The sequence below is a fragment of the Pseudonocardia humida genome (assembly GCF_023898865.1).
Lineage (GTDB): Bacteria > Actinomycetota > Actinomycetes > Mycobacteriales > Pseudonocardiaceae > Pseudonocardia > Pseudonocardia humida.
On sequence record NZ_JAGSOV010000077.1, the window covers coordinates 1 to 22271 of the forward strand.

The 22271-nt window shown below is 75.5% G+C and carries 23 protein-coding genes and 1 pseudogene; 9 read left to right on the forward strand and 15 right to left on the reverse strand.

Going from position 1 to position 22271, the window contains the following annotated elements:
• Window positions 1–31: 31 nt before the first annotated feature.
• From KDL28_RS34040 to KDL28_RS34065, 6 genes and pseudogenes are all read right to left on the reverse strand, one after another.
• Complete coding sequence (locus KDL28_RS34040; protein WP_252445291.1) at window positions 32–544, reverse strand: phosphoribosyltransferase; 513 nt, start codon at window positions 542–544, stop codon at window positions 32–34.
• Between the two features lie 164 nt (window positions 545–708).
• Window positions 709–1425: pseudogene (locus KDL28_RS34045) on the reverse strand (polyprenol monophosphomannose synthase); the annotation flags it as partial.
• Window positions 1418–3085, reverse strand: coding sequence for an apolipoprotein N-acyltransferase (gene lnt, locus KDL28_RS34050; RefSeq protein WP_252445293.1), 1668 nt, complete (start codon window positions 3083–3085; stop codon window positions 1418–1420). The gene lnt and the pseudogene KDL28_RS34045, both read right to left, overlap by 8 nt.
• A 68-nt stretch (window positions 3086–3153) precedes the next feature.
• Window positions 3154–3990, reverse strand: coding sequence for a PIG-L deacetylase family protein (locus KDL28_RS34055; RefSeq protein WP_252445295.1), 837 nt, complete (start codon window positions 3988–3990; stop codon window positions 3154–3156).
• 173 nt (window positions 3991–4163) lie between these two features.
• Entirely contained in the window at window positions 4164–5570 is a 1407-nt protein-coding gene (locus KDL28_RS34060; RefSeq protein WP_308216103.1) for an amidohydrolase, read from the reverse strand.
• A 155-nt stretch (window positions 5571–5725) separates the two neighbouring features.
• On the reverse strand, window positions 5726–5929 hold the full coding sequence (locus tag KDL28_RS34065; protein WP_252445297.1) for a PspC domain-containing protein: 204 nt from the start codon (window positions 5927–5929) through the stop codon (window positions 5726–5728).
• Between the two features lie 353 nt (window positions 5930–6282).
• Here KDL28_RS34065 and KDL28_RS34070 point away from each other — a divergent pair, with 353 nt between their 5' ends.
• Complete coding sequence (locus KDL28_RS34070; RefSeq protein ID WP_252445299.1) at window positions 6283–7341, forward strand: GDSL-type esterase/lipase family protein; 1059 nt, start codon at window positions 6283–6285, stop codon at window positions 7339–7341.
• A gap of 30 nt (window positions 7342–7371) precedes the next feature.
• On the opposite strand, the gene KDL28_RS34075 is transcribed toward KDL28_RS34070, so the two are convergent.
• On the reverse strand, window positions 7372–8517 hold the full coding sequence (locus tag KDL28_RS34075) for a M24 family metallopeptidase (protein ID WP_252445301.1): 1146 nt from the start codon (window positions 8515–8517) through the stop codon (window positions 7372–7374).
• A 67-nt stretch (window positions 8518–8584) separates the two neighbouring features.
• Here KDL28_RS34075 and KDL28_RS34080 point away from each other — a divergent pair, with 67 nt between their 5' ends.
• Window positions 8585–9535 carry a 5'-3' exonuclease gene (locus KDL28_RS34080; RefSeq protein ID WP_252445303.1) on the forward strand — a complete coding sequence of 317 codons (951 nt, stop codon included), beginning with the start codon at window positions 8585–8587 and terminating at the stop codon, window positions 9533–9535.
• Between the two features lie 15 nt (window positions 9536–9550).
• Here KDL28_RS34080 and KDL28_RS34085 read toward each other — a convergent pair whose 3' ends face one another.
• The 3 genes from KDL28_RS34085 to KDL28_RS34095 all read right to left on the reverse strand — a co-directional run bounded on the left by KDL28_RS34085 (window position 9551) and on the right by KDL28_RS34095 (window position 12176).
• On the reverse strand, window positions 9551–10804 hold the full coding sequence (locus KDL28_RS34085; protein ID WP_252445304.1) for an SPFH domain-containing protein: 1254 nt from the start codon (window positions 10802–10804) through the stop codon (window positions 9551–9553).
• Window positions 10805–10888: 84 nt separating this feature from the next.
• Window positions 10889–11323, reverse strand: a complete 435-nt coding sequence (locus tag KDL28_RS34090) for an NfeD family protein (RefSeq protein ID WP_252445306.1) — start codon at window positions 11321–11323, stop codon at window positions 10889–10891.
• 34 nt (window positions 11324–11357) lie between these two features.
• A complete protein-coding gene (locus KDL28_RS34095) occupies window positions 11358–12176 on the reverse strand; it encodes a DUF3097 domain-containing protein (RefSeq protein WP_252445308.1) in 819 nt (272 codons plus the stop codon).
• A gap of 186 nt (window positions 12177–12362) precedes the next feature.
• On the opposite strand from KDL28_RS34095, the gene KDL28_RS34100 reads away from it, so the two are divergent.
• Window positions 12363–13160: an Rv1486c family protein gene (locus KDL28_RS34100; protein ID WP_252445310.1), complete on the forward strand. Its 798-nt coding sequence runs from the start codon at window positions 12363–12365 to the stop codon at window positions 13158–13160.
• 16 nt (window positions 13161–13176) lie between these two features.
• Here the strand turns inward: KDL28_RS34100 and KDL28_RS34105 are convergent, their stop codons facing one another.
• Window positions 13177–13914 carry a GOLPH3/VPS74 family protein gene (locus tag KDL28_RS34105; RefSeq protein ID WP_252445312.1) on the reverse strand — a complete coding sequence of 246 codons (738 nt, stop codon included), beginning with the start codon at window positions 13912–13914 and terminating at the stop codon, window positions 13177–13179.
• Between the two features lie 57 nt (window positions 13915–13971).
• Entirely contained in the window at window positions 13972–15045 is a 1074-nt protein-coding gene (locus tag KDL28_RS34110) for a coiled-coil domain-containing protein (RefSeq protein ID WP_252445314.1), read from the reverse strand.
• Window positions 15046–15445: 400 nt separating this feature from the next.
• Here KDL28_RS34110 and KDL28_RS34115 point away from each other — a divergent pair, with 400 nt between their 5' ends.
• The 5 genes from KDL28_RS34115 to KDL28_RS34130 all read left to right on the forward strand — a co-directional run bounded on the left by KDL28_RS34115 (window position 15446) and on the right by KDL28_RS34130 (window position 18753).
• Window positions 15446–16063, forward strand: coding sequence for a TetR/AcrR family transcriptional regulator (locus tag KDL28_RS34115; protein ID WP_252445316.1), 618 nt, complete (start codon window positions 15446–15448; stop codon window positions 16061–16063).
• Between the two features lie 28 nt (window positions 16064–16091).
• Window positions 16092–16550 carry a hypothetical protein gene (locus KDL28_RS34120; RefSeq protein ID WP_252445318.1) on the forward strand — a complete coding sequence of 153 codons (459 nt, stop codon included), beginning with the start codon at window positions 16092–16094 and terminating at the stop codon, window positions 16548–16550.
• A gap of 471 nt (window positions 16551–17021) precedes the next feature.
• Window positions 17022–17207, forward strand: a complete 186-nt coding sequence (locus tag KDL28_RS42305) for an SbtR family transcriptional regulator (RefSeq protein WP_372497161.1) — start codon at window positions 17022–17024, stop codon at window positions 17205–17207.
• A 110-nt stretch (window positions 17208–17317) separates the two neighbouring features.
• Entirely contained in the window at window positions 17318–17647 is a 330-nt protein-coding gene (locus KDL28_RS34125) for a tetratricopeptide repeat protein (RefSeq protein ID WP_252445320.1), read from the forward strand.
• 32 nt (window positions 17648–17679) lie between these two features.
• Window positions 17680–18753, forward strand: a complete 1074-nt coding sequence (locus KDL28_RS34130) for an Atu2307/SP_0267 family LLM class monooxygenase (protein ID WP_252445321.1) — start codon at window positions 17680–17682, stop codon at window positions 18751–18753.
• A gap of 17 nt (window positions 18754–18770) precedes the next feature.
• On the opposite strand, the gene KDL28_RS34135 is transcribed toward KDL28_RS34130, so the two are convergent.
• Complete coding sequence (locus tag KDL28_RS34135; protein ID WP_372497155.1) at window positions 18771–19031, reverse strand: isoamylase early set domain-containing protein; 261 nt, start codon at window positions 19029–19031, stop codon at window positions 18771–18773.
• A 201-nt stretch (window positions 19032–19232) separates the two neighbouring features.
• On the opposite strand from KDL28_RS34135, the gene KDL28_RS34140 reads away from it, so the two are divergent.
• Window positions 19233–20426: a tyrosine-type recombinase/integrase gene (locus KDL28_RS34140; RefSeq protein ID WP_252445325.1), complete on the forward strand. Its 1194-nt coding sequence runs from the start codon at window positions 19233–19235 to the stop codon at window positions 20424–20426.
• 5 nt (window positions 20427–20431) lie between these two features.
• Here the strand turns inward: KDL28_RS34140 and KDL28_RS34145 are convergent, their stop codons facing one another.
• Entirely contained in the window at window positions 20432–21469 is a 1038-nt protein-coding gene (locus KDL28_RS34145) for a ferrochelatase (RefSeq protein ID WP_252445327.1), read from the reverse strand.
• A 7-nt stretch (window positions 21470–21476) separates the two neighbouring features.
• A complete protein-coding gene (gene fabI, locus KDL28_RS34150; protein WP_252445329.1) occupies window positions 21477–22253 on the reverse strand; it encodes an enoyl-ACP reductase FabI in 777 nt (258 codons plus the stop codon).
• Window positions 22254–22271: the final 18 nt, after the last annotated feature.

Consider the following 22271-nt stretch of genomic DNA (forward strand, 5'->3'; position numbering starts at 1 on the left):
GGGGTGGGGCGACCGCGCCGTTCGCTCGACGCTAGGCGTCGAGGACCTGGCCCTCGCGCTGCACGACCGGGGGTTCGGTCGACCACGGGAAGTTGATCCAGCGGTCGGTGCGGCGCCACACGTACTCGCACTCGACGGTGCTGTGCGGCTTCTCGTAGACCACCGCGCAGCGCACGTCGGCGACGACGCCGGCGCAGAAGTCGCGGACCAGCTTGAGCGTCGCCCCGGTGTCGGCGACGTCGTCGGCGACGAGGACCTTGGCCCCGGACAGGTCCAGCGCGTTGGGCACCGGCGGCAGCATGATCGGCACGGGGAGCCGTTCGTCGACGCCGGTGTAGAACTCGACGTTGGCGACGTGCAGGTTCTTCACGTCCAGCGCGTAGCCCAGGGCACCGGCCACGAACAGCCCGCCGCGGGCGATGGCCAGCACGATGTCGGCGCGGTAGCCGTCGTCGGCGACCATCTCGGCCAGTTCGCGGCTGGCGGTGCCGAACAGCTCCCAGGTGAGGGTCTCGCGCTCGGGGGCGCTCTCGGCGGCGCTCACGCGCGCACGGGGCCGTCGGAGACGGCGTCGTCGTCCACGGGCACCTGCGGGGCGGGCGCGGACGACGCGGCGGTCGGGACGGCCTTCGGCGCGCTCTGCGAGGCCGCGTCGGGTTCGTCGGTGTCGGACGCGGGGGCGGTGCGGGTGGTCGGGCCGGGGCGGCCCAGCATCCGCCGGATCCCCCACCGCCCGACCTGCCAGAGGGCCTCGCCGACGATCGCGCCGCTCATCTTGGACTTGCCGCGCTCGCGCTCGGTGAACGTGATCGGCACCTCGACGACGCGGAACCCGCCCTGCAGCGCCCGCCAGGTCATGTCGATCTGGAAGCAGTAGCCCTGCGAGGCGACCGAGTCCAGGTCGAGCTCGGCCAGCACCTGGCGGCGGAACGCCCGGTAGCCTGCGGTGACGTCGCGGGTGGGGATACCCAGCGCGAGCCGGGAGTACAGGCTCGCGCCGCGGGAGAGCCACTCGCGGTGCACGGGCCAGTTGCGGACCTCGCCGCCGGGCACGTAGCGCGAGCCCATCACCACGTCGGCGTCGGCGAGGGCCTCCAACATGGACGGCAGCGCCTCGGGCGGGTGCGACCCGTCGGCGTCCATCTGCACGATGACCGGGTAGTCGCGCTCCATCGCCCACGCGAACGCGGCCAGGTACGCGGTGCCCAGCCCGGACTTGGCGGTGCGGTGCAGCACCTCGATCCGCGGGTCCGCTGCGGCCAGCTCCTCGGCCAGGTCCCCGGTGCCGTCCGGGCTGGCGTCGTCCACGACCAGGACGGAGGCGCCCGGCACGGTCCGGTGGAGCCGAGCCAGCAGCGGTCGGAGGTTGTCCCGCTCGTTGTAGGTCGGGATGACCACCAGTACCGCCCCCGTGGGCTCAGCCATGCTCGTCCTTCCTGCCGCGCCTGCCTCGTCGCCGGACAACGACCCCGACGACGACGGCCCCCACTGACAACGCGACCAGCACCCACTCGGGTGCGGATCGCCACCGGGTGGCCAGCGTAGTGGTGTCCTTCAGCGTCGGCTGATCGACCAGGATCCCCGGCTCGAACTGGCCGGTGCGCTGGGTGACGGTGCCGTCGGGGGCGATCATCGCGCTGACCCCGCTGGTGGTGGCGACGACGACGGGGCGGTCGTGCTCGACCGCGCGCACCCGGGACATGGCCAGCTGCTGGTAGGTCATGTCGGACAGGCCGAAGGTGGCGTTGTTGCTGGGCACCGCGAGCAGCGTGGCGCCGGCGTCGATGCTGTCGGCGACGAGGTCGTCGAAGGCGACCTCCCAGCAGATCACGTCGCCGACGCGCACCCCGGCCATGTCGACCGCGCCCGAGCCGGTGCCGTCGACGAAGTTGCCGCCGCGGTCGACGTAGGAGGAGAAGAGCCGGAAGAAGCCGCGCCACGGGATGTACTCGCCGAAGGGCTGCACGCGGCGCTTGTCGTTGCGCGCCACCGGGCCGGTCCCGGCCTCCCAGACCAGCGAGGAGTTGGTGGTGGTGGCGTCGGGGTTGCTGAGCACGGTGCCGACCAGGACGGGCGCGCCGACGGCCCGGGCGGCGCTGTCGATGGCGGCCGCGGCGTCGGGGTTGCGCAGCGGGTTGATGTCGCTGGAGTTCTCCGGCCAGATCACGATGTCGGGCTGCGGGCGGGTGCCCGCGGCGACCTCGTCGGCCAGCTGCCGGGTGACCTTGACGTGGTTGTCGAGCACGGCGCGGCGCTGGGCGTTGAAGTCGAGCCCCAGGCGGGGCACGTTGCCCTGGATGGCCGCGACGGTGATGGTGCGCTGCGGGGTCCCCGGGGTGGGTGGGACCAGCCCGGCCAGCGGACCGGCGGCCAGTGCGGCGGCCACGGCCAGTGCGGGCATCGCCGGGTTGCCCTTCACCGGTGAGCGGTGCACGACCAGCCTGCGCACCAGCTCGCCCGCGGCCAGCCCGGCCAGCACGGCGGCGTAGGACAGCAGCGGTTCGCCGCCGATCGCGGCGATGGGCAGCAGCGGCCCGTCGGGCTGGCCGAAGCCGACCCGGCCCCACGGCAGCCCGCCGAAGGGCACCCGCCCGCGCAGGGCCTCCCCCGCCACCCACACCGCCGCCGTCCACAGTGGAGCGCCCGGCAGGCGCGAGACCACGGACATGCCGGCCGCGGCCAGGCCGATGAACGCCGACTCGGCGACGGTGAGCGCCACCCACGGGACCGGGCCGACGTAGATGGAGGTCCAGCTCAGCAGCGGGAGCAGGAACCCCATCCCGAACAGGAAGCCGTAGCCGAAGCCGCTGCGCGCGCCGCGGCCCCACAGCACCGGCCCGAGCAGCGCGAACGCCGGCAGCGCCAGCCACCAGGTGGTGTAGGGCGGAAAGCTGAGGTAGAGCAGCACGCCGCCGCCCGCGGCCGCGGCGACCCGCGCGCACCGCCAGACCGGGGTGGCGCCGGGGCCCGGGTGGCGGCTGGTCAGCAGCCGGCGCAGCCGCCCCGCCTGCCCGCCCGCCCGCCCGGGGGCGGGACCCGCTTCGGCGGCGGGGTCGGCGCTCGGGTCGAGGGCGGGTGCGGCCACGGCTAAGGAGCGTACGTGTCCGGTGTCAACCCACCGTGACGGCGGCTCGGATGCGATCGTCGGCCCGTTCAGGCGATGGCGAACAGGTGGGCGTTGCCCAGCGCGTCCAGGACGCCGGGGCCGGCGGGGCCGCCGTGGCGGCGGAACCACTCGTAGCCGTAGGTGTCGGCGAAGCCCTCCAGCGGGACGTCGGCCTCGTCGAGCTGGCTGGCGTGCGCGGTGATCGCGGCGCGCTTGCACGCCAGGTGCCCGGCGTCGCCGGTGACGGCGAGCGCGATCTCGCAGGTGGCCCGCCCGTAGGGCACCGCGGCCCACTGGGCCGCGCCGTGCACCAGGTGCGGGCCGCCTTCACTGAGGTGCAGGTACTCGCGGTCGACGGTGACGCCGTAGCCGGTGATGCCGAGCAGGTCGGTGGCCGCGGCGCCGATGCGGAACGCGGCGCGGTGGTCGGGGTGGCCGTAGACGCCGTGCTCGTCGTCGTGCAGCAGCGCGCAGGCGCCCTCGGCGTCGGCGATCTCGGCGACGCGGCGGGCCAGCTGCAGGGGGTCGCCGAGGGCGAGAGCGCGGTGGTGGGTGCCGGCCGGGCCGCCGGGCGCGCCGGAGTCGCGCCGCCCGAGCAGCACCAGCCGCGACACCCCGAGGAGTTCGGCGGAGCGTTCGAGCTCGGCCACCCGGCGCTGGGCCACCGTCTCCCCCGGGCGCAGGGGCACCCGCGACTCGCCGAGCTCACCGGCGGTGGCCATCACCAGGACGGTGCGGGCGCCGGCGTCGGCGAGGCGGCGCAGCGTGATGCCGGTGAAGATCGACTCGTCGTCGGGGTGGGCGTGCAGGGCCAGGACGGTGCGGCCGCGCAGGTCGGGCACGGGGATGTCGGACGCGGACGCGGGGATCGGCGCAGGGATCACGGGGACGTCGCAGACGTGCGGGGCCGGAGCGGCCGGGGCGGACGGGAGCGGGGTGCGGTCAGCTGCGACAGCAGCGACAGCAGCCCGGACACCGGAGCACGCCCGAGGGGGCTGCGCTCGCGGTGGCCGTCCGGTCCGTCACGGCGCGTATGGTGCCACACCCGCTGTGGCGATCACCCGGCCGACCCCGGTGTGTCGCTCAGGGTGTCGTGCAGGAGCCGGCCGCGCTGCACGGTGCGCAGGCACCGGGGGGTGCCGGGCGCTCCGCCCAGCGGGTCGGTGCCGTCCCAGACGGCGTAGGAGGCGGGCGCGCCCGCGACCAGGCGCCCGGCGGTGGGCGTGCGGTCGCCCGCGGCGCGGTGCCCGCCGACGGTGTGCGCGGTCAGGGCCTGCGCCGCGGTGAGCCCGGAGCTGGGGGTGCGGTGCGCCACGGCGGCCCGCACGGCCTCCCACGGGCCGACCGGGGTCACCGGGGCGTCCGAGCCCAGGGCGAGCACCACGCCGGCGGCGTGCAGGCGCGCGTAGGGGTTCATCCCGGCGGCGCGGTCGGGTCCGAGCCGCTCGGCGTACATGCCGGTCGGGCCGCCCCAGCAGGCGTCGAACAGCGGTTGCACGCTGGCCACGACGCCGAGCGCCGCGAGCTCTGCGGCCTGGGCGGGGTCGAGCATCTCCAGGTGCTCGATGCGGTGGGCGGGGTGCGCACGCGCGGTGGTGCGGCGGGCGGCGTCGCCCAGCCCGGCCAGCGCGGCGTCGGCGGCGGCGTCGCCGATCACGTGGAAGCCGGCCTGCACCCCGGCCAGGGTGCAGGCCGCGACGTGCGCGGCGATCGCGTCGGGGTCGAGGTAGCGGTGCCCGGCGTGGGTGGGCTCGTCGGCGTAGGGGGCGCGCAGGGCGGCCGTGCGCGAGCCGAGGGAGCCGTCGACGAACAGGTCGCCGGCCAGCCCGCGGGCGCCGGTGGCGGCCAGCAGCTCGCGGGCCTCGTCGGCGGTGCGCACCGCCTGCCCCCAGTAGCCGACGACGTCCGGGCCGAGCTCGCCGGCCAGCGCCAGCAGCGCGGCGAGGTCGGCGACCGAGGAGATGTCGGGCCCGGCGCACTCGTGCACGACGCCGACGCCGCGGGTCGCGGTGTCGGCGAGGAAGGCGCGCTGGGCGGCCTCGCGGGTGCGGGCGTCCACGGCGGCCAGCGCGGCGCGGCGGGCGTGGTGGTGGGCCTGGGTGCTCAGCGGGCCGCTCGACCAGCCGCGGGCCCCGACGGCGGCCGGGGCCCGCTCCAGCAGCGCGCTGGACACCAGTGCGGAGTGCACGTCGACGCGGCTGAGGTAGACCGGTGCGCCGGCGGCGGCGCGGTCGAGAGCGGCGCGGTCGGGCGCGGGCCCCGGCCAGTCCAGCTCCTGCCAGCCGTGGCCCCACACCAGCGCGCCGGGGCGGGCCGCGGCGCGGGCGGCTACGGCGTCGAGCAGGGCGCGCGGCGACGGGCACCCGGTCAGGTCCAGGCCGTCGACGAGCAGGCCGGTGGCGGTGGCGTGCACGTGGGCGTCCACGAACGCCGGGGTGATCGTCGCCCCGGCGAGGTCGAGCACCGCACCGGGGCGTTCGAGGGACTGCGCGGCCGAGCCGGTCCAGGTGATGCGCTCGCCGTCGGTCTCGACGGCCTCCGGGAACGACGCGGCGGCGGGGGGGGGGGCCCCCGCGCCCCCCCGCCCGGTGGGGGGGCCCCCCGCGGTCTACCTGATGATCAGTGGTCGCGGTTGGGCATGAACAGCCACAGCACCAGGTACGCGATCACCTGGGAGCCGGGCAGCACGATCGACAGCACGAACAGCAGCCGGACCATGAACACGCTCCAGCCGAAGCGCTGGGCCAGGCCCGCGCAGACGCCGGCGATCATCCTGCCGTTTCGCGGTCGGGTCATCGTCCTGCGGGTGGCGGGCGTCGTCACGTCGTGACTCCTTCTCTCGGGTGTCTTCCCGTGTCGGGTTCCCGAGTGGTCGGTCGGTTACCCGGAACTCGCGTTTCTGCGATGTTCCTGACAACAACTGTGCCGTCGTGGCGCTGCCCGGCACTCGGTGATGACCCTGAGCGCGACCCCGGTGTTCGGCCCGCCCGGCCGGGGTCGAGGCCGCCACCCCCGCCGCGCCGACCCGAACCGGCCCGACCGGCTGGGCCGGCGGTGGGATCGTGTCCACGCTGCGTCATGCCCACATCCCCCGGTCGGGCGAAGGCGTCGGGTTGTCCACAGGCGGCGGTGAACGCACTGGCCAGGGCGGGTGCGACCGCCCTAGCGTCCTGTCCGTGACCCGGACTCCCCGCCGCCCCGGCCCCGCCGTGACCGTCGCGGCGCTGGCCGCCTGCGCGCTGCTCGGCGCCGCCCTGCTCGGCGCGCCGTCCGCCGCCGCGGACCCGCGCCCGACGGCCGTCGTGGTCCTGGGCGACAGCGTCGCCTCCGGGGAGGGCGCGGGCGACTACGAGGAGGGCACGCGCGGCGAGGGCGGCAACTGGTGCCACCGCTCCGCGCACGCCTACGTGCACCGCACCGGCCTGGCCGAGCGCTCGGTCAACCTGGCCTGCTCCGGGGCCGACTCCGCCGACGTCGCGTTCGGCCCGGGCACCGACAGCGCCGAGGGCTCGCAGGCCGAGCGGCTGGTCGAGGTGGCCACCCGCTACCGGGTCACCACGGTGCTCGTGCAGCTGGGCAGCAACGACGACGCCGCGCTGGTCGCCACCGCCATCGCCTGCATCCGCGCGTTCCTCGACGTCACCACCCCGCCCTGCCGCCAGAGCGTGGGCCCGCTGCTCGACGAGCGGATGGCGGCCACCGCGGTGAAGGTGCAGGGCGCCGTGCAGGACGTGCGCCGGGCCATGGAGCGCGCCGGCTACCGGCCCGACCGCTACCAGCTCGTGCTGTCCTCCTACGCCGCGGCGAGCACCGAGCACATGGTCGGGGTGCCCGGGCTGATCGGCTGCCCCTACAGCCGGGCCGACGCGGGGTGGGGCCGCACCACGCTGTTCCCGCGGCTGTCGGCCGCGCTGGCCGGGGTGGCCGAGCGCACCGGGGCGCGCTTCCTGGACATGACCCGGGCCACCGAGGGCCGCGAGGCCTGCTCGCGGCCCGACCCCGCCCAGGAGTGGCAGCGCCGGCTCACCGTCGACCCGCACGCGTTCGCCTACGGCGGTCTGGACGCCGCCGCCTACCACGTGGCCGCCGAGTCGTTCCACCCCTCGGCGGCCGGGCAGGCCGCGTTCGGCGGCTGCGTGGGCGAGTTCGTGCGCTCGTCCCTGGCCTCCGCGGCCTGCGTCCCGGTCGACGGGGGGCTGCAGGTGCAGCGCACCGTGCAGACCCCCGCCGCGTGACCGGGCGGTCGCTCCCGCTCGGTCGACCCGCTAGAGCACCACGAGGTCGTGGGGGCGGTTGTTCAGGCTCTCGCAGCCGTCCTCGGTGACCACCACGATGTCCTCGATGCGCGCGCCCCACTCGCCGGCGAAGTACACCCCCGGCTCGACGCTGAACGCCATGCCCGGCTCCAGCGCGATCGCGTTGCCCGCGACGATGTAGGGGTCCTCGTGCACGTCCAGGCCGATGCCGTGACCGGTGCGGTGGATGAACCGCTCGCCCAGCCCCGCCGCGACGATCGGCTCGCGGGCCGCGGCGTCGATCGACTCCGCGCTCGCGCCCGGGCGCACGGCGGCGACGGAGCGCCGCTGGGCGTCCTGCAGCACGGCGTAGGCCTCGCGGACCGCCGCGGCGGGCTCGGCGCCCACCGCGTAGGTGCGGGTGCTGTCGGAGTAGTAGCCGCTGGGCAGCGGACCGCCGATGTCGATGACGACGACGTCGCCGGAGCCGATCTCGCGGTCGGACACGTCGTGGTGCGGGCTGGCGCCGTTGGGCCCGGAGCCGACGATGACGAACGCGGCCAACGTGTGGCCCTCCTCCAGGATCGCCGCGGAGATGTCCGCCCCGACCTGGGCCTCGGTGCGCCCGGGCTTGAGGAACTCGCCCATGCGGGCGTGCACGCGGTCGATCGCCGCCGCGGCGGCGCGCAGCTCGGCGACCTCGGCGGCGTCCTTGCGCATGCGCAGCTCGCGCAGCACCGGCCCGGCCAGCGTCTGCGCGGCCTCGGGCAGGGCGTCGCGCAGGCCCAGCACGTGCGCGGCGGGCATGGCGTCGGCGACCGCGAGCCGGGTCGGACCGCCGGCCAGGTCGCTGACCAGCAGGTGCGGGTCCTCGCCGTCGGTCCAGGTGACGACCTCGATGCCCAGCTCCTCGAGCGGGACACCGGCCAGTCCGGGCGCCTCGAGCTTGGGCACCACCAGCGCGGGCGGGGCCCGGTGCCCGGTGGCCGGCAGCACCAGGCAGGTGAGCCGCTCGTGCGACTCCCCGCCGATGCCCAGCAGGTAGCGCAGGTCGGTCCCGGGGGTGATGAGCAGCAGGTCGACGTCGTGCCCGGCGGCCACCTCGCCGGCCCGCCGCAGGCGGTCGGCGAGCAGCTCGGTCGGCACGGCCGGGGAACGCGGGGGCGCCGATGTCATGGCGGCAAGGGTATTCGGGCAAGCTGGCGCGGTGAATGCTGGCCCGGCTCGGTCGACCAAGCCCCTCATGCTCCTCGACGCCGCGAGCATGTACTTCCGCGCGTTCTACGGCGTGCCGGAGACGATCACGGCGCCGGACGGCACCCCGGTCAACGCGATCCGCGGGTTCACCGACATGGTGTCGCGGCTGATCACCGAGCGGCGCCCGGCGCGGCTGGTGGCCTGCCTGGACCTGGACTGGCGCCCGGCGTTCCGGGTGGCGGCGCTGCCGTCCTACAAGGCGCACCGGGTGCCCGGAGAGCCCGACACCGCCCCGGCCGGGCTGCCCGAGGAGGTGCCCGACCTGCTCGCCCCGCAGGTGCCGGTGCTGCTGGAGGTGCTGGCCGCGGCGGGCATCGCGACCGGCGGCGCGCAGGGCCACGAGGCCGACGACGTGATCGGCACCCTCGCCGCCGCGGAGCGCACCGACCCGGTGCTGGCCGTCAGCGGCGACCGCGACCTCATGCAGATCGTGCGCGACGAGCCGGTCGAGGTGCGCCTGCTCTACATCGGGCGCGGGCTGAACAAGGCCGAGCTGCTCGGCCCGGCCGAGGTCGCGGCGAAGTACGGGGTGCCGCTCGCGCGGGCCGGCGAGGCGTACGCGGAGATGGCGATGCTGCGCGGCGACCCCTCCGACGGCCTGCCCGGCGTGCCCGGGGTGGGCGCCAAGACCGCGGCGACGCTGGTGGGCCGGTTCGACTCGTGGGCCGAGCTGCGCGCGGCGGTCATCGACCGCACCGACACCCGCATGGCCGCGCCGGTGCGCGCCAAGCTCGCCGCCGCCGCGCCCTACCTGGCGGTCGTGGAGCCGGTGGTGCGGGTGGCGCTGGACGCCCCGGTCGAGCTCGACCGCGCCGACACCCTGCCCGCGGCGCCGGTCGACGACGACGCCCTCGACGCGCTGGCCGCGCGCTGGGGCCTGGACAGCTGCGTGGAGCGGCTGCGCAAGGCCATGGCCAAGGCAGCCGCTCCCGGCTAGCCGGTCAGCCGGCGCTCAGCCCGACCGGCCGTTCGGGTGGGCGGGGTCGGCCGGGGGGCGGGGCGCGGCACCGGCGGTCAGCTCCGGGTCGGCCGGGCGGGAGGGCAGGTCGGGGCGGGCGTGCGCGCCCAGCGCGGAGGCCTGCGGGGGTGCGCCCAGCGGCGGCACCTCCTGGCGCGCCTGGGCCTCGGCGTCGGCGACGACCTTGGCCAGCTCCGGGTCGGTCCTGGTGTCGAACCAGTCGCGGACCTCCTCGTCGTCCTGGGCCGGGGCGCTGGGCCGCCCGTCGTCGGCGGAGGGCTGGAAGCGGAACACCCCGTCCTCGCCGGGCGCGCCCAGCATGCGGGTGAAGCCCTCCAGCGCCTTGCCGAAGTCCGAGGGCACCAGCCAGACCTTGTTGGCGTCGCCCTGGGCCATCTCCGGCAGCGTCTGCAGGTACTGGTAGGCCAACATCTCCGGGGTGGGCTTGCCGGCCTTGATCGCCGCGAACACCTTCTCGATGGCCTTGGCCTCACCCTGGGCCTGCAGGTACTTCGCGGCCCGCTCGCCCTGGGCGCGCAGGATGCTGGACTGCCGGTCGGCCTCGGCGCCCAGGATCGCGGCCTGCTTGGCGCCCTCGGCGGTCAGGACCTGGCTCTGCTTCACACCCTCCGCGCTGCGGATCGCCGACTCCCGCTGGCCTTCCGCGGTCAGGATCATCGCCCGCTTCTCGCGGTCGGCCTTCATCTGGCGCTCCATCGACTCCTGGATCGACGCGGGCGGGTCGATGGCCTTGATCTCCACCCGGGCCACCCGGATGCCCCAGCGGTCGGTGGCCTCGTCCAGCGATCCGCGCAGCACGGTGTTGATGGCGTCGCGGGAGGTCAGCGTCTCCTCCAGGCTCATCCCGCCGACCACGTTGCGCAGCGTGGTGATGGTGATCTGCTCGACGCCGTAGATGTAGTCGTTGATCTCGTAGACCGCCGCCTTGGGGTCGATCACCTGGTAGTAGACGACGGTGTCGATGTTGACCGTCAGGTTGTCCTGGGTGATCACCGGCTGCGGCGGGAAGGAGACGACCTGCTCGCGCAGGTCGATCCGCTCGCGCACCTTGTCGATGAACGGGACGATGAACACCAGTCCCGGGGCGGCGGTCCCCTTGAACCTGCCCAGCCGCTCGATCACCGCGGCGGTGGCCTGCGGGATGATCTGCACGGCCTTGACCAGGGATATCACCACCAGGACCACCACGAGGGCCGCGATGACCAGAAATACCGTGTTCGGTTCCACGAACGTCCTCCTCGCCTGCCTCGCGACCGCCCCCCGCGGTCGCGGTGGGACGCCGCCGGTTCCGGCGCGTCCCGTCGGTCGGGGCTAGTCCCGGCCGACGACCAGGGCGGTGGCCCCGGCGATGTCCATCACCGTCACCGTCGCCCCTTCCTCGATCACCTCGTGGCCGTCGCACGAGCGCGCCGACCACAGCTCGCCGCGCAGCTTGATGCGCCCGCCGTGCCCGTCGACCCGCGACACCACCACCGCGCTCGCCCCGACCAGGGCCTTGGCGTGCATGGTGGAGTGCTCGATGCCGTGGTCGAGGCGGCGGCGCAGCGCCGGGCGCGCCGCGAACACCAGCAGCCCCGCGGCCACGGCGAAGACCACCGCGCCGGGCAGCACCCCGGCGACGAAGAACGAGACCCCGGCCGCGGCCAGTGCGGCACCGCCGAGCATCACCAGCACGAACTCGCCGGAGAGCACCTCGGCCGCGATCAGGACCAGGCCCAGGACCAGCCAGATCACCGCGGGAGTCATACCCCGATCCTGCCACCGCGGGACCGGTGCGCGCTCATTCGGTCACGAAGTCGATGAGTCGCTCGACCGCCCCGATCAGGGGCGTCTCCAGATCGCGGAAGCTGCGCACCGCCCCGAGCACCCGCCGAGCCCCGTCGGCGGGCTCGCCCCAGCCCAGCGCCGCGCAGACGCCGGCCTTCCAGTCGGTGCCCCGCGGCACCCGCGGCCACGCCCGGATCCCGACGACCGAGGGCTTCACCGCCTCCCACACGTCGACGTAGGGGTGGCCGGTGACCAGCACGTGCGGCCCGGCGACGGCGGCCGCGGCGCGGGTCTCCTTGCTGCCCTCGACCAGGTGGTCGACCAGCACGCCCAGGCGCCGCTGCGGGGCGGGCCCGAACCCGGCGACGGCGCCGGACAGGTCGTCCATGCCGTGCATGGGCTCCACGACCACGCCCTCCACCCGCAGGTCGTGGCCCCAGACGCGCTCGACGAGCTCGGCGTCGTGCAGGCCCTCGACCCAGATCCGCGCCGCGCGGGCGACGCGGGCGGTGTGGTCGGTGACCTTCACCGACCCCGACGCCGAGCGCACCGGCCCGGCCGGCTTCGCCGCGACCGGCACCAGCGTGGCCGGGGCGCCCTCGAACAGGAACGCCGCCGGGCGCAGCGGGAACACCCGGCGACGGCCGTGGCGGTCCTCCAGGGTGACCTGGCGCACGTCGGCGGCCACGACGGCGCCGCAGAAGCCGCTGCCCGGGTCCTCCACCACCAGCCCGACCTCGGCGGGGACCTCGGGCACCCGGCGGCGCACCCGGTTGCGGGTGCCGTCGGCGCGGAACACGCCGCGGTAGTCGGCGAACTCGGCCGGTGCCATGCCCGGGTTTCTACCGCGCGCGCTCACCCGCGCCGGCTCCGACACGCCGCCCTCCGGCGACCCGGGCGACCGCTCGGCCCCCGCCCGACGACCGGTGGGCGCCCCGACCCGGGTCTACACGGAGTACCCGACGACATCGGCTCGGTGGCCCTGCCGTGCGGGGCCGGCACTGGTTAGCCTGGCCACGTGGCCTGCCCTTCCGCGACCTTCACCGTCTGGGCGTCCGCGTGGCTCGCCGGCGCCGTCGCCCCGGACGACGTCCTGGACGCGTTGAGCCCCTGGGCGGAGGCGCACGACGTCCAGGCCGCCGACCCGGCGACGGCGAGCGCCACCGGTCTGTCCGCGCCCGGTACCCCGGTGTCGTCGGTGGCGTTCCTGCTCGCCGCGCTGCGCCGGACCACCCCGCGCTCGCCCGGTCGGCTGGTGCTGCCCGCCCCGGGCGACGTGCGCGGGCTGCCCGGCCCTGGCCCGTTCAGCCGCCACGCCACCGCGGTGGGCGAGGGCGTGGTGTTCGGCGAGGCCGGGCTGGGCCTGGTGCCGACCCGCATCGCCGAGGGCGTGATCCGCTGGACGGTCCACCCGCTGCCCGAGCACGGACCGCCCCCGGAGTTCGTGCCGCTGGCCCAGACCGAGCGCGACCTGCGCGAGGAGGTGCGCCGCTCGGCGTCGATCCTGACCTCGCTGGGGGTGGCACGCCACCGGCCCGGCGTGCGCGAGGAGATCGCCGCCGCGCTGCGCGCCCGGCCGGCGTCGCTGTGGCCGGTCGGCATGCCGGCGCAGTCCCTGCGGGTGCTCCAGCACGCCGACGAGGTCGAGGCGATCCTCGGCGCGGCCGCGGTCGACGAGCCCGGCGGGGCGCTGTCGGCCTCGGCGGCCAGCGCTCGCCGCGCCGCGCTGCGCCCGATCGAGACCGCGGTGCGGGTGGCCCGCCGCGCCGCGGTGGCCGAGGCGGTCCGCGTGCTGGTGGCCAGCCCGCTGGTCTGACCGCGTCCCGCCCGGGTCAGTCCTCGGTGGGCGACGTCGACGTCGACGTCGACGTCGACGTCGTGGTCGTGGAGGTGTGCGCCGCCGTCGTGGCGACCACCGCGCCCATCATCGCCGCGAGGGCCGCGCCGCTGGTCACCGAGCTCACCGCGGCCACCGCCGCACCGCCGTCGGGGTCGGTCGTGGCCCGCTCGGCCAGCTCCGCGCCGCGCTTGCGGGCCGCGCGGCGCACCGCCCGCTCGTCCTCACCGGTGGCGGTGGCCAGCAGCCCGGCCGGCTCGACGAGCGCGATCAGCAGCAGGTCGTGCGGGCTCGGCTCGGCGCCCTGCACCAGGACCGAGCGCAGCCGGGTGCGCAGCACCTGCTCCGCGGTGGGGTCGACCTCGGGGAAGCGGGTGGTGGGGATCAGGCCCAGGATCGTGCCGTGCTCCTCGCCGAGCACGCCGTCCTCGACCAGCCGCGCGGCCACCGCCTCCACCAGCGGGTCGAGCACGATCGGCAGGCGCTGCACCCAGTCGCCCACCGTGCGCGGCTGCCCCTCGGCGGCCACGGCCTCGCGCACCCGGCGCAGCAGCGGGTGGGCGGGCTCCTCGCCCGGGCGCAGGGTCTCGTCCTCGACCGTCACGGCGCCGGCGGCGATGGCGTCGACGAGCACGCCGCCGGTGAGCGCGGTCCAGCCGGACAACCAGGTCGTGCCGCCCTTCTCCCCGTCCAGCGCGAGCAGCAGCATCTCCTCGCAGATCAGTAGCTCCACGCCGGGACCGTAGCGGCCCCCGCGCCGCCCGGCCGCGTGGAGTCGGCGCGGGGGCGCTCAGTCGCGCACCGGCCCCGGGGTGCCCCCGACCGCGGCGGTGATCAGGGCGCGGAGCTCGTCGAGGCCGATCACCGCCCCACCCCCGGCGGTGTCCTGCGCGGCGCGGGCCTCGGCGAGCTCGGTCCGCGCGCGGTCGAGGTCGGCCTCGGCGCGGCGGAGCAGCTGGGCCTGCGACTCGACGCGGTCGCGGGCCGCACCCAGCTCCCGGCCCGCGGTCTCCCGCTCGGCCCGCAGCTCGCCCAGCGCCACCTCCGCGCGCTCGGCCCGGGCCCTGGCCTCGTCGCGCTCGCCGCGCACAGCCGCGGCGTCGGCGCGGGCGGCGACGAGCTCGGTGCGGGCGCCGTCGCGCTCCGCGGCCAGTTCACCGGCGCGTCGTACGGTGGCGTCGCGCTCGACCACCGCCTCCCCCGCCCGCACGAGCGCCTCCTGGGCCGCCGCGGTCGCCGCGGCCGTGGCGGCGTCGGCGCGGGCGAGGACCTCCCGGGCGCGGGTGCGCTCGGCGTCGCGGTCGGCGACGGCCTGCTCGGCCTGCTGGCGCGCCGCCCCCAACGCCTCGGTGGCCTCCATCGCCTGGCGGGCCGCCGCCGTGGCCCGGTCCACCGCCTGCGTCCGCTCCCGCTCCGCGCGCTCGGCCCGCGCGTCGGCCGCCCGGGCCGCGGCCACGGCCTTCGCGGTGGCCTGCTCCGCGGCCTCCATCGCCGCGGCCTGCTCGGCCTGGGCCTGCGCGGCCGCCCGGTTCGCGGTCTCCACCGCGACCAGCGCCTGCGACTCGATCTCGGCCAGCCGGGCCGTCACCTGCTCCAGCGCCGCGGCCAGCACCGTCACCGGCTCGCGGACCGCGTCGAGGTGCTCGCGGAGCCGGTCGGCGTCCAGGCCGAACGCGGAGCGCCCGGAGTCCAGGCCGAGGGCGTCGAGGGCGTCGCGCTCGGCGCGGGCCATCTGGGCGCAGGTCCGCCCGCCCGGCCAACGGGTGTCGCGGCAGAACGTGCGGCGGCGCCCGCCCTGCGGGCCCGGGGCGGGGAGCTCGGCGCGGCATCGGCTGTACCCGCAGCGCACGGCGTCGTCGATCATGTGGCGGACCCTAGCAGTTCGCAGTTAGCGAACCAATTAACCGGTTCCAGTTGAGCGAACTGAACTTCCGACCAACGAAACGGATGTTTCGTTGGTCGACGGCCGGAGACCAGGCGCGCGGATCGTCGCCGCGCGCTGGGCGGAGGAGTCGCGGTGGCGACTCAGGTGTTCGCCGAGGAGGAGCTGGAGCGGCTGCGGGGGTACACGTGCTCCGGCCGGGCCCGCGCTTCGACGCCATCGCGTCGGCAGAACTCGCCCGCACCTCCAAGTCCGACCCGGGCCGTGTACCGGACGGCGGCCGGCCTGCTTGGCGGCCCGCCGCAGTGGATGCCGATGCACGCTGCGGTTCACACCGGTCGCCGCTTGTTTCGATACAGATCTGCACTGTATTGTAGTGGGCATGGGGACCGATGACCGTGCTCCTGGCCGGCCGCGGAGCAAGGAAGCCGATGCGGCGATCCTGGGCGCCGCGCTGGAGCTGTTGATCGAGCGTGGCGCGGAGGCGACCAGCATCGAGCAGGTCGCCCGGCGGGCCGGGGTCACCCGGGCCACCGTCTACCGGCGGTTCCCGGACAAGACCCGGCTCCTGATCGCCACGGTCGAGGCGGCCTACGGCAATCCTCCGCAGAGCCCGGAGATCCGCGACGTCGAGCAGTTGGTGGCCGGGTGGGTTCTCGTCCTCACCGACCCACGACAACGCCGCCTCCTGCGCCGCCTCTACGGGGCGATCGAGGACAACCCGGAACTCGCCCGCGCCTACCACGACCAGTTCGGCAGGCACCGCGACCAAGCCCGCCGGGACGTGCTCGAACGCGCCCGCGACCGCGGACGACTGCCCGTCGACAGCGACCCGGACATCCTGCTGGACGTGCTCACCGGTGCGGTTTGGCAACACCTGGCCGTCCGGCCGGACACCAGCACGGCCGGTGAGGTCGAGCGGTTCCTGCGCGCCGTGCTTCACCAGATCGGCTACCGGCCCGACGCAGATCGGCGACAACCCGTCGAGGGCAGCCAGTAACCCCGCGCACCCGAAGGCAAGGAGCACCGTGTCAACCGCCACCGTCGAAGCGCAGGAGCGCACTCGGGCCTTCGCCCGCGTCATCGGCCCCTATGTCGCGACCTTCACCACCATCTACGCGATCCGCCTGCCCGAAGGGCTGGACATCGTCGACGACCTGTTCGCCCAGCCCATCCTGGTGTTGCTGCTCGGCGCCCTCATGCTCGGTGCCGGGCTGGTCATCATCGGCGGCCACCGCAGTTGGCGCGGACCACTCGCGGTCACCGTGTCACTGTTCGGTTGGTTCGTCGCCCTGCGGGGATTTCTCTTGATCGTCGCCCCCGCGACGGTCGCGTCGGGCGCCGAAGCCACCATGCTCTCGCCGACCGGAGTGATCCTGGCCCGCATCTTCTTCGGCATGCTGGCCGTGACGGGCCTGCTGCTCACCTACGCCGGGTGGTTCACCAAACCAACCGCCCCAAAGCCTTCAGCAACCGCGACCCCGTGAACGCCACCGCAACCGATCAACCGATCTCGCGCGCGACCAGGTTCCACCGACACAGGCCTCATGCGTCCGTTGCCGCTGAAGTCTGTCTGGCCGCACTGCTCCGATGTCGGGCGGACAGGGACGACCTTCAGCGGCAACGGACATATGAACTCGATCCCGGCCTGCGAACAAGGCCGACTCGGTGAAGCACTCCGCCGGGTCGCCCCCGGAGTAGGTCGTGAAGGACTGCCGTTGGTGCCAACTCCTGCTCGACACCCTCGCCGACCCAGACGCTCCCTGGCACAAGAACCCGTAGCCCAACTCGCGGGCCAAGAAGCACATCGCTGCCGTTCAGGGCATATCCGCCCGATTTCGGCGAGTACTACAGCGACCCCGACCAGGAAGGCGCACCCTGAGCTACCAGGGGCGCGACTCAGGCCGTTGAGGTGAGGCGGGAGTGACTCCCTCCTGCTCGACGACGATCGTGGCCGGATCGAGACGGGGGCGGCGCTGCTGGAGCGGGCGCGCCGATCGGGGGCGATCACCGACGACGCCGACGACGCCGACGTGCTCAAGCTCGTCGGCGCCATCGCCTGGGCCGCCCAGGACTCCCCGCAGCGCTCGGCCCGCGCCGAGCGCCTGCTCGCCCTCCTCGTGAGCGGGCTGCGCCGCAGGTAGGCGCCTCGCGGAGCGAGGCAGGACAGGTGGGGGAATACCACGCGCCCCGGGAGCGCTCACCGAGCGCCAGAGATGTTGAACCTTGAAGTAAGTGGCCCGGGAGACGCCAGATGAGCATGCTCCGACTGCCGGTCGCGGCCCGGTTCGCCCAGGCCCACGGCCTGTTCGACACCAAGGACTTCCACGCCGCGGCCACCCTGCTGGCCGAGCTCGCCACCGAGGTGCCCGACGACCTCGCCGTGCGCCTGCTGCTGGCCCGCGCCTACTACCACTCCGCCCAGCTCGGGCGCGCCGAGACCGAGACCCGCGCCGTGCTGGACGCCGACCCCGCCAACGCCTACGCCCACCTCCTGCTCGGGCGCACCCTGCAGCGCCTGAGCCGCCACGGCGAGGCCGCCGCACCGCTGCGGCTCGCCGCCGCCATGGGCCTGCGGGCCTGACCACCACCCGACCACCCCCGAAGGAGCCCGCGATGACCGGCACGACACCCGGCACCCGGACCGGCATGGAGATCGGCATCGACAACTTCGTCGCCGCCGTGACCGACCCCGCCGACGGGCGGGCCGTCCCGCCCGCCGAGCAGATGCAGCACGTGCTGGCCGAGGTCGTGCAGGCCGACCGGGCCGGCGTGCACACCTTCGGCATCGGCGAGCACCACCGGGAGGGCTTCCTGGACTCCGCACCCGTCACGGTGCTCGCCGCCGCCGCGGCGCTGACCGAGCGGATCCGGCTGCGCAGCGCGGTCACGGTGCTCAGCGCCGACGACCCCGTGCGCGTCTTCGAGAGCTACGCGACGCTCGACCTCATCTCCGGCGGCCGCGCCGAGCTGGTGGTCGGGCGGGGCTCGTTCACCGAGGCGTTCGGGCTGTTCGGCCTGGACCTCGCCGACTACGACGAGCTGTTCGAGGAGAAGCTGGAGCTGCTGCTGCACCTGCGCGAGGACGCCCACCCGCACTGGTCGGGCCGCCACCGCGCCCCCCTGACCGGGCAGGGGGTGTTCCCGCGCCCGGTGCAGCGGGAGCTGCCCATCTGGGTGGGCGTGGGCGGCACCCCGGCGTCGTTCGTCCGGGCCGGGGTGCTCGGGCTGCCGCTGATGGTGGCGATCATCGGCGGCGACCCGCGCCGCTTCCGGCCGCTGGTCGACCTGTACCGCGAGGCCGGACGCCGGGCCGGGCACCCCGCCGAGAAGCTCGCCGTCGGGGTGCACGCCGTGGGCTTCGTCGGCGAGACCGACCAGCGGGCCGCCGACGACTTCTACCCCGGGCACGCGGAGCTGTTCACCCGCGTCGGCGCCGAGCGCGGCTTCGCCCCGGTGACCCGTGCCGGCTACGACGCCCAGCGCGGACCCGGCGGCCCCTTCGTCATCGGCAGCCCGCAGACCGTGGCCGCGAAGATCGCCGACATCTCCACCGCGCTGGGCGGCGTCTCCCGGTTCACCGTGCAGATGACCAGCAGCATCATGTCCCACCCGACGATGCTGCGGAGCATCGAGCTGCTCGGCACCGAGGTCGTCCCCCGCGTGCACGCGGTCTCGGCCGCGGCCTGAGGGCCGAGGCCGGGTCCCTAGTCGGTGGCGCGGGGGCGCGCCTGCACCCGCACCCAGCTCCCGTCCGGGCCCACCTCGTCCGCGGTCTCGTCGTCGAGCCACACGCCGTCGGAGGCGAGGTAGCGGAAGCGGTGCTCACCGGGCGGGAGGACCACCGACACGCTGCGCGTCCCGTTGCGGCGGCGCACCAGCTCGTGGCGCCCGGGCTCCCACGAGTTGAAGTCGCCCACCACGCTCACCACCCCCGCCGGCTCGCGGGCGGGCAGACTGAAGGTCACGCGGTTCTTGCCACCGAACAGTGGTGCGCGGCTGAGCATCGATCCTCCTGAGGCGCTGATCCCGGCGAACCCTAGGGACGACGCGCGCCGCCCGGAACCAGCGACACACGTCCGGCCAGGTGAACGTGCGGCGGGCCCGAACGAGGGCGCCGTCCCGGTAGAGTCCGATGTGGTGGGTGCGGACGGCGGAGGGGGCCCGGGGTGAGCGATGCGGGCGATCGGCTCGCCGTCCTGGAGGCCCTCGCCGCACCACCCGCCGTCCCGGCCGTTCCCGATGCCCGGCCCGACGCCGGGGCAGCCTGGCCCGGCGTCGACGACCCCGAGGCGCTGCGCGCGCAGCTGCTCGACTGGCTGTCCCAGTACGCCAACCCCGGCACCCGGCGGACCTACGCCTACGCGCTCGGGCTGCCCGTCGAGTGGGTCGACCCGCCGCGCGCGCCGACGCCCGGTCGAGCCCGCCCCCCGGCCGCCGCCCCCGGCCCGCTGCACGACCTGGCCTGGCTGCGCTGGTGCGCCCGCCACGCCCTCGACCCGCGCGCCGCGACCACCGCCCACGTCACGGGCTGGCTGCACGCCCTGGACGCCGCCGGGGCCCGGCGCCGGACCCGCCAGCGGATGCTCTCCACCGTCGCCGCCCTCTACGGCCACCTGGTCGAGGTCGGGGTGGTCGCGGCCAACCCCGCGGCGGTCAACCGCTCCCGGCTCGGGCTGTCCACCGGCGCCCGCGACGCCTCGCCCACCGTCCGGCTCACCGCCGAGCACCTGCGGGCCCTGCTGGACGCCGCGGCCGGGCTCGACCACGGGCGCGGCGGCCACGCGGCGCTCTACCGCCACCGCGCCGTCGCCGTCGTCGCGCTGCTCACCCTGGGCCTGCGGATCTCCGAGGTCGTCGGGCTCGACCGGGCCGACCTCTACCGCAGCGGCGGCGAGGAGGTGCTGCGCGTGCTGGGCAAGGGCGGGCTGCACCGCGAGGTCTACCTGACCGAACCGGTCCGCCGGGCGCTGCGCGCCTACCTGACCGAGCGCGACCACCTCGGCGGCGACGCCGTCCCGGTGCCCCGCGGCCGCGCCGCGGGCCCGCGCTCACCGATGATCGCCACCCGCACCGGCGGCCGCTGCGCCCGCGCCGACCTGTACTCCCTGCTGCGTCGCATCGCGACCGCCGCCGGGCCCGCCCTCGACGGCGTGGCCGACCGGGTGCACCCGCACGCGCTGCGCCACGCCTACGTCACCATCGCCCTGGAGCGCGGCGCCCCCATCCAGCACGTGCAGGCCGACGTCGGGCACGCGTCCATCGCCACCACCCAGCACTACGACCGGGCCCGCCGCAGCCGCACCAGCACGGCCGCCGACCTCGTCGCCGACGCCCTCACCGATCCCGCCCCACCGCGGTAGCGCGCCTACTCGGGCCGGGTGGGCCTGCGGGGCGGGGTGCAGCAGTCGACCGCGCAGAAGGCACCGTCGGCGGTGCACCCGAACCCGGGCACCTCACCGAGCCGCAGCGGCGCGAACCCGTGCATGTGCTCGGCGATCAGCTCCGCGACCAGGTCGGCGAACCGCGGGTCGGCCCCGGCCGTGGCCGCGCGGGCGAAACCCATGCCGAGCTCGGCGGCCTTCTCCGCGGCCTCGGTGTCGAGGTCCCAGATCACCTCGAGGTGGTCGGAGACGAACCCGATCGGCGAGACCACCACCGCGCCCACCCCACGAGCGTGCAGGTCCTCGAGGTGGTCGACGATGTCCGGAGCCAGCCACGGCACCTGCGGCGGACCCGAGCGCGACTGCCACACGACGTCGAAGTCGCTCTCCCCGAGCTCGACGGCCACCAGCTGGGCCGCCTCGCGCACCTGCCTCGAGTAGAGGTGCCCACCCTCCGCGGGCGGCCCGCCGGTGGCGTCGGCGGCCTCGGGCACCGAGTGCGCGGTGAACACCAACCGCGGCTGCGCGGGCAGCCCGGCCATCGCCGCGCGCACCGCATCGGCGTTGGCCCGCACGAACAGCGGGTGGTCGAAGAAGTGGCGCAGCTTCACCAGCCGCGGCGCCCCGTCGCCGACGGCCTTGCGGGCGCGGGCGATGTCCTCGTGGTACTGCCGGCACGCCGAGTAACCGCCGTAGGCGCTGGTCGAGAAGACCAGCGCCCGGCGCACCCCGTCGCGGGCCATCTCCTCGACGGTCGCCTCGACCATCGGGTGCCAGTTGCGGTTGCCGAAGTAGATCGGCAGGTCGACGCGCTCACCGACCGCCGCGATCAGCTCGCGGTTGCGGGCGTTGATCGGGCTGACCCCGCCGAAGTGCTGGTAGTGCTCCTCCACCGCGTCCAACCGCTGCGGGGGCACCCCGCGGCCGCGGACCACGTTCTCCAGGAACGGGCGGACCTCGTCGGGGGCCTCCGGGCCACCGAAGGACAGGACGAGCAGCGCGTCGAACGAGGAGTGCTCCACGCCCCGATTAGACACCCACGGCGTGGAAACCGCCGTCGGCCCACACCATCGAACCGGTGGTCGCCGGCAACCAGTCCGACAGCAGCGCGCACACCGTCTTCGCCACCGGCACCGGGTCGTTGACGTCCCAACCCAGCGGCGAGCGCTCGTCCCACACGTCCTCGAACTTCGCGAACCCCGGGATCGACTTGGCCGCCATCGTGCGCACCGGGCCGGCCGCCACCAGGTTGACCCGGATGCCCTGGGGACCCAGGTCGCGGGCCAGGTAGCGGTTCACCGACTCCAGCGACGACTTCGCCACGCCCATCCAGTCGTAGGCCGGCCAGGCCTGCCGGTTGTCGAAGTCCATCCCGACGACCGAGCTGCCCGGACCCAGCAGCGGCAGCAGCGCGACGGCCAGCGCCTTGTAGGAGTAGGCGCCGATGTGCAGGGCCACCGCCACGTCGTCCCACGGCGCGCCCAGGAACGCCCCCTCACCCAGGCACGAGGGCGGCGCCCCGGCGATCGAGTGCAGCACGCCGTCGAGCTTCGGGTCCTCGCCCAGGTGCGGGCTGACCCGCTCGACCAGGCTGTCGAGCTGCTCCTGCGAGGTCACGTCCAGCTCGACGACCGGCGCCGGCTCGGGCAGCCGCTGCGCGATCCGCTCCACCAGCCGCATCCGGCCGTACCCGGTGAGCACGACCTGCGCGCCCTGCTCCTGGGCGATCTTCGCGGCGTGGAAGCCCAGCGAGGCGTCGGTGATCACGCCGGTGATGAGCAGGCGCTTGCCGTCGAGCAGTCCCATGGATGGCCTTTCGTGTCC

Coding starts and splice junctions, on each gene's coding strand:
- KDL28_RS34125 (WP_252445320.1), top strand. CDS start 17,318: ATGAGCATGCTCCGACTGCCGGTCGCGGCCCGGTTCGCCCAGGCCCAC.
- fabI (WP_252445329.1), bottom strand. CDS start 22,253: ATGGGACTGCTCGACGGCAAGCGCCTGCTCATCACCGGCGTGATCACC.
- KDL28_RS34080 (WP_252445303.1), top strand. CDS start 8,585: ATGCTCCTCGACGCCGCGAGCATGTACTTCCGCGCGTTCTACGGCGTG.
- KDL28_RS34130 (WP_252445321.1), top strand. CDS start 17,680: ATGACCGGCACGACACCCGGCACCCGGACCGGCATGGAGATCGGCATC.
- KDL28_RS34075 (WP_252445301.1), bottom strand. CDS start 8,517: ATGACATCGGCGCCCCCGCGTTCCCCGGCCGTGCCGACCGAGCTGCTC.
- KDL28_RS34090 (WP_252445306.1), bottom strand. CDS start 11,323: ATGACTCCCGCGGTGATCTGGCTGGTCCTGGGCCTGGTCCTGATCGCG.
- KDL28_RS34095 (WP_252445308.1), bottom strand. CDS start 12,176: ATGGCACCGGCCGAGTTCGCCGACTACCGCGGCGTGTTCCGCGCCGAC.
- KDL28_RS34115 (WP_252445316.1), top strand. CDS start 15,446: ATGGGGACCGATGACCGTGCTCCTGGCCGGCCGCGGAGCAAGGAAGCC.
- KDL28_RS34110 (WP_252445314.1), bottom strand. CDS start 15,045: ATGATCGACGACGCCGTGCGCTGCGGGTACAGCCGATGCCGCGCCGAG.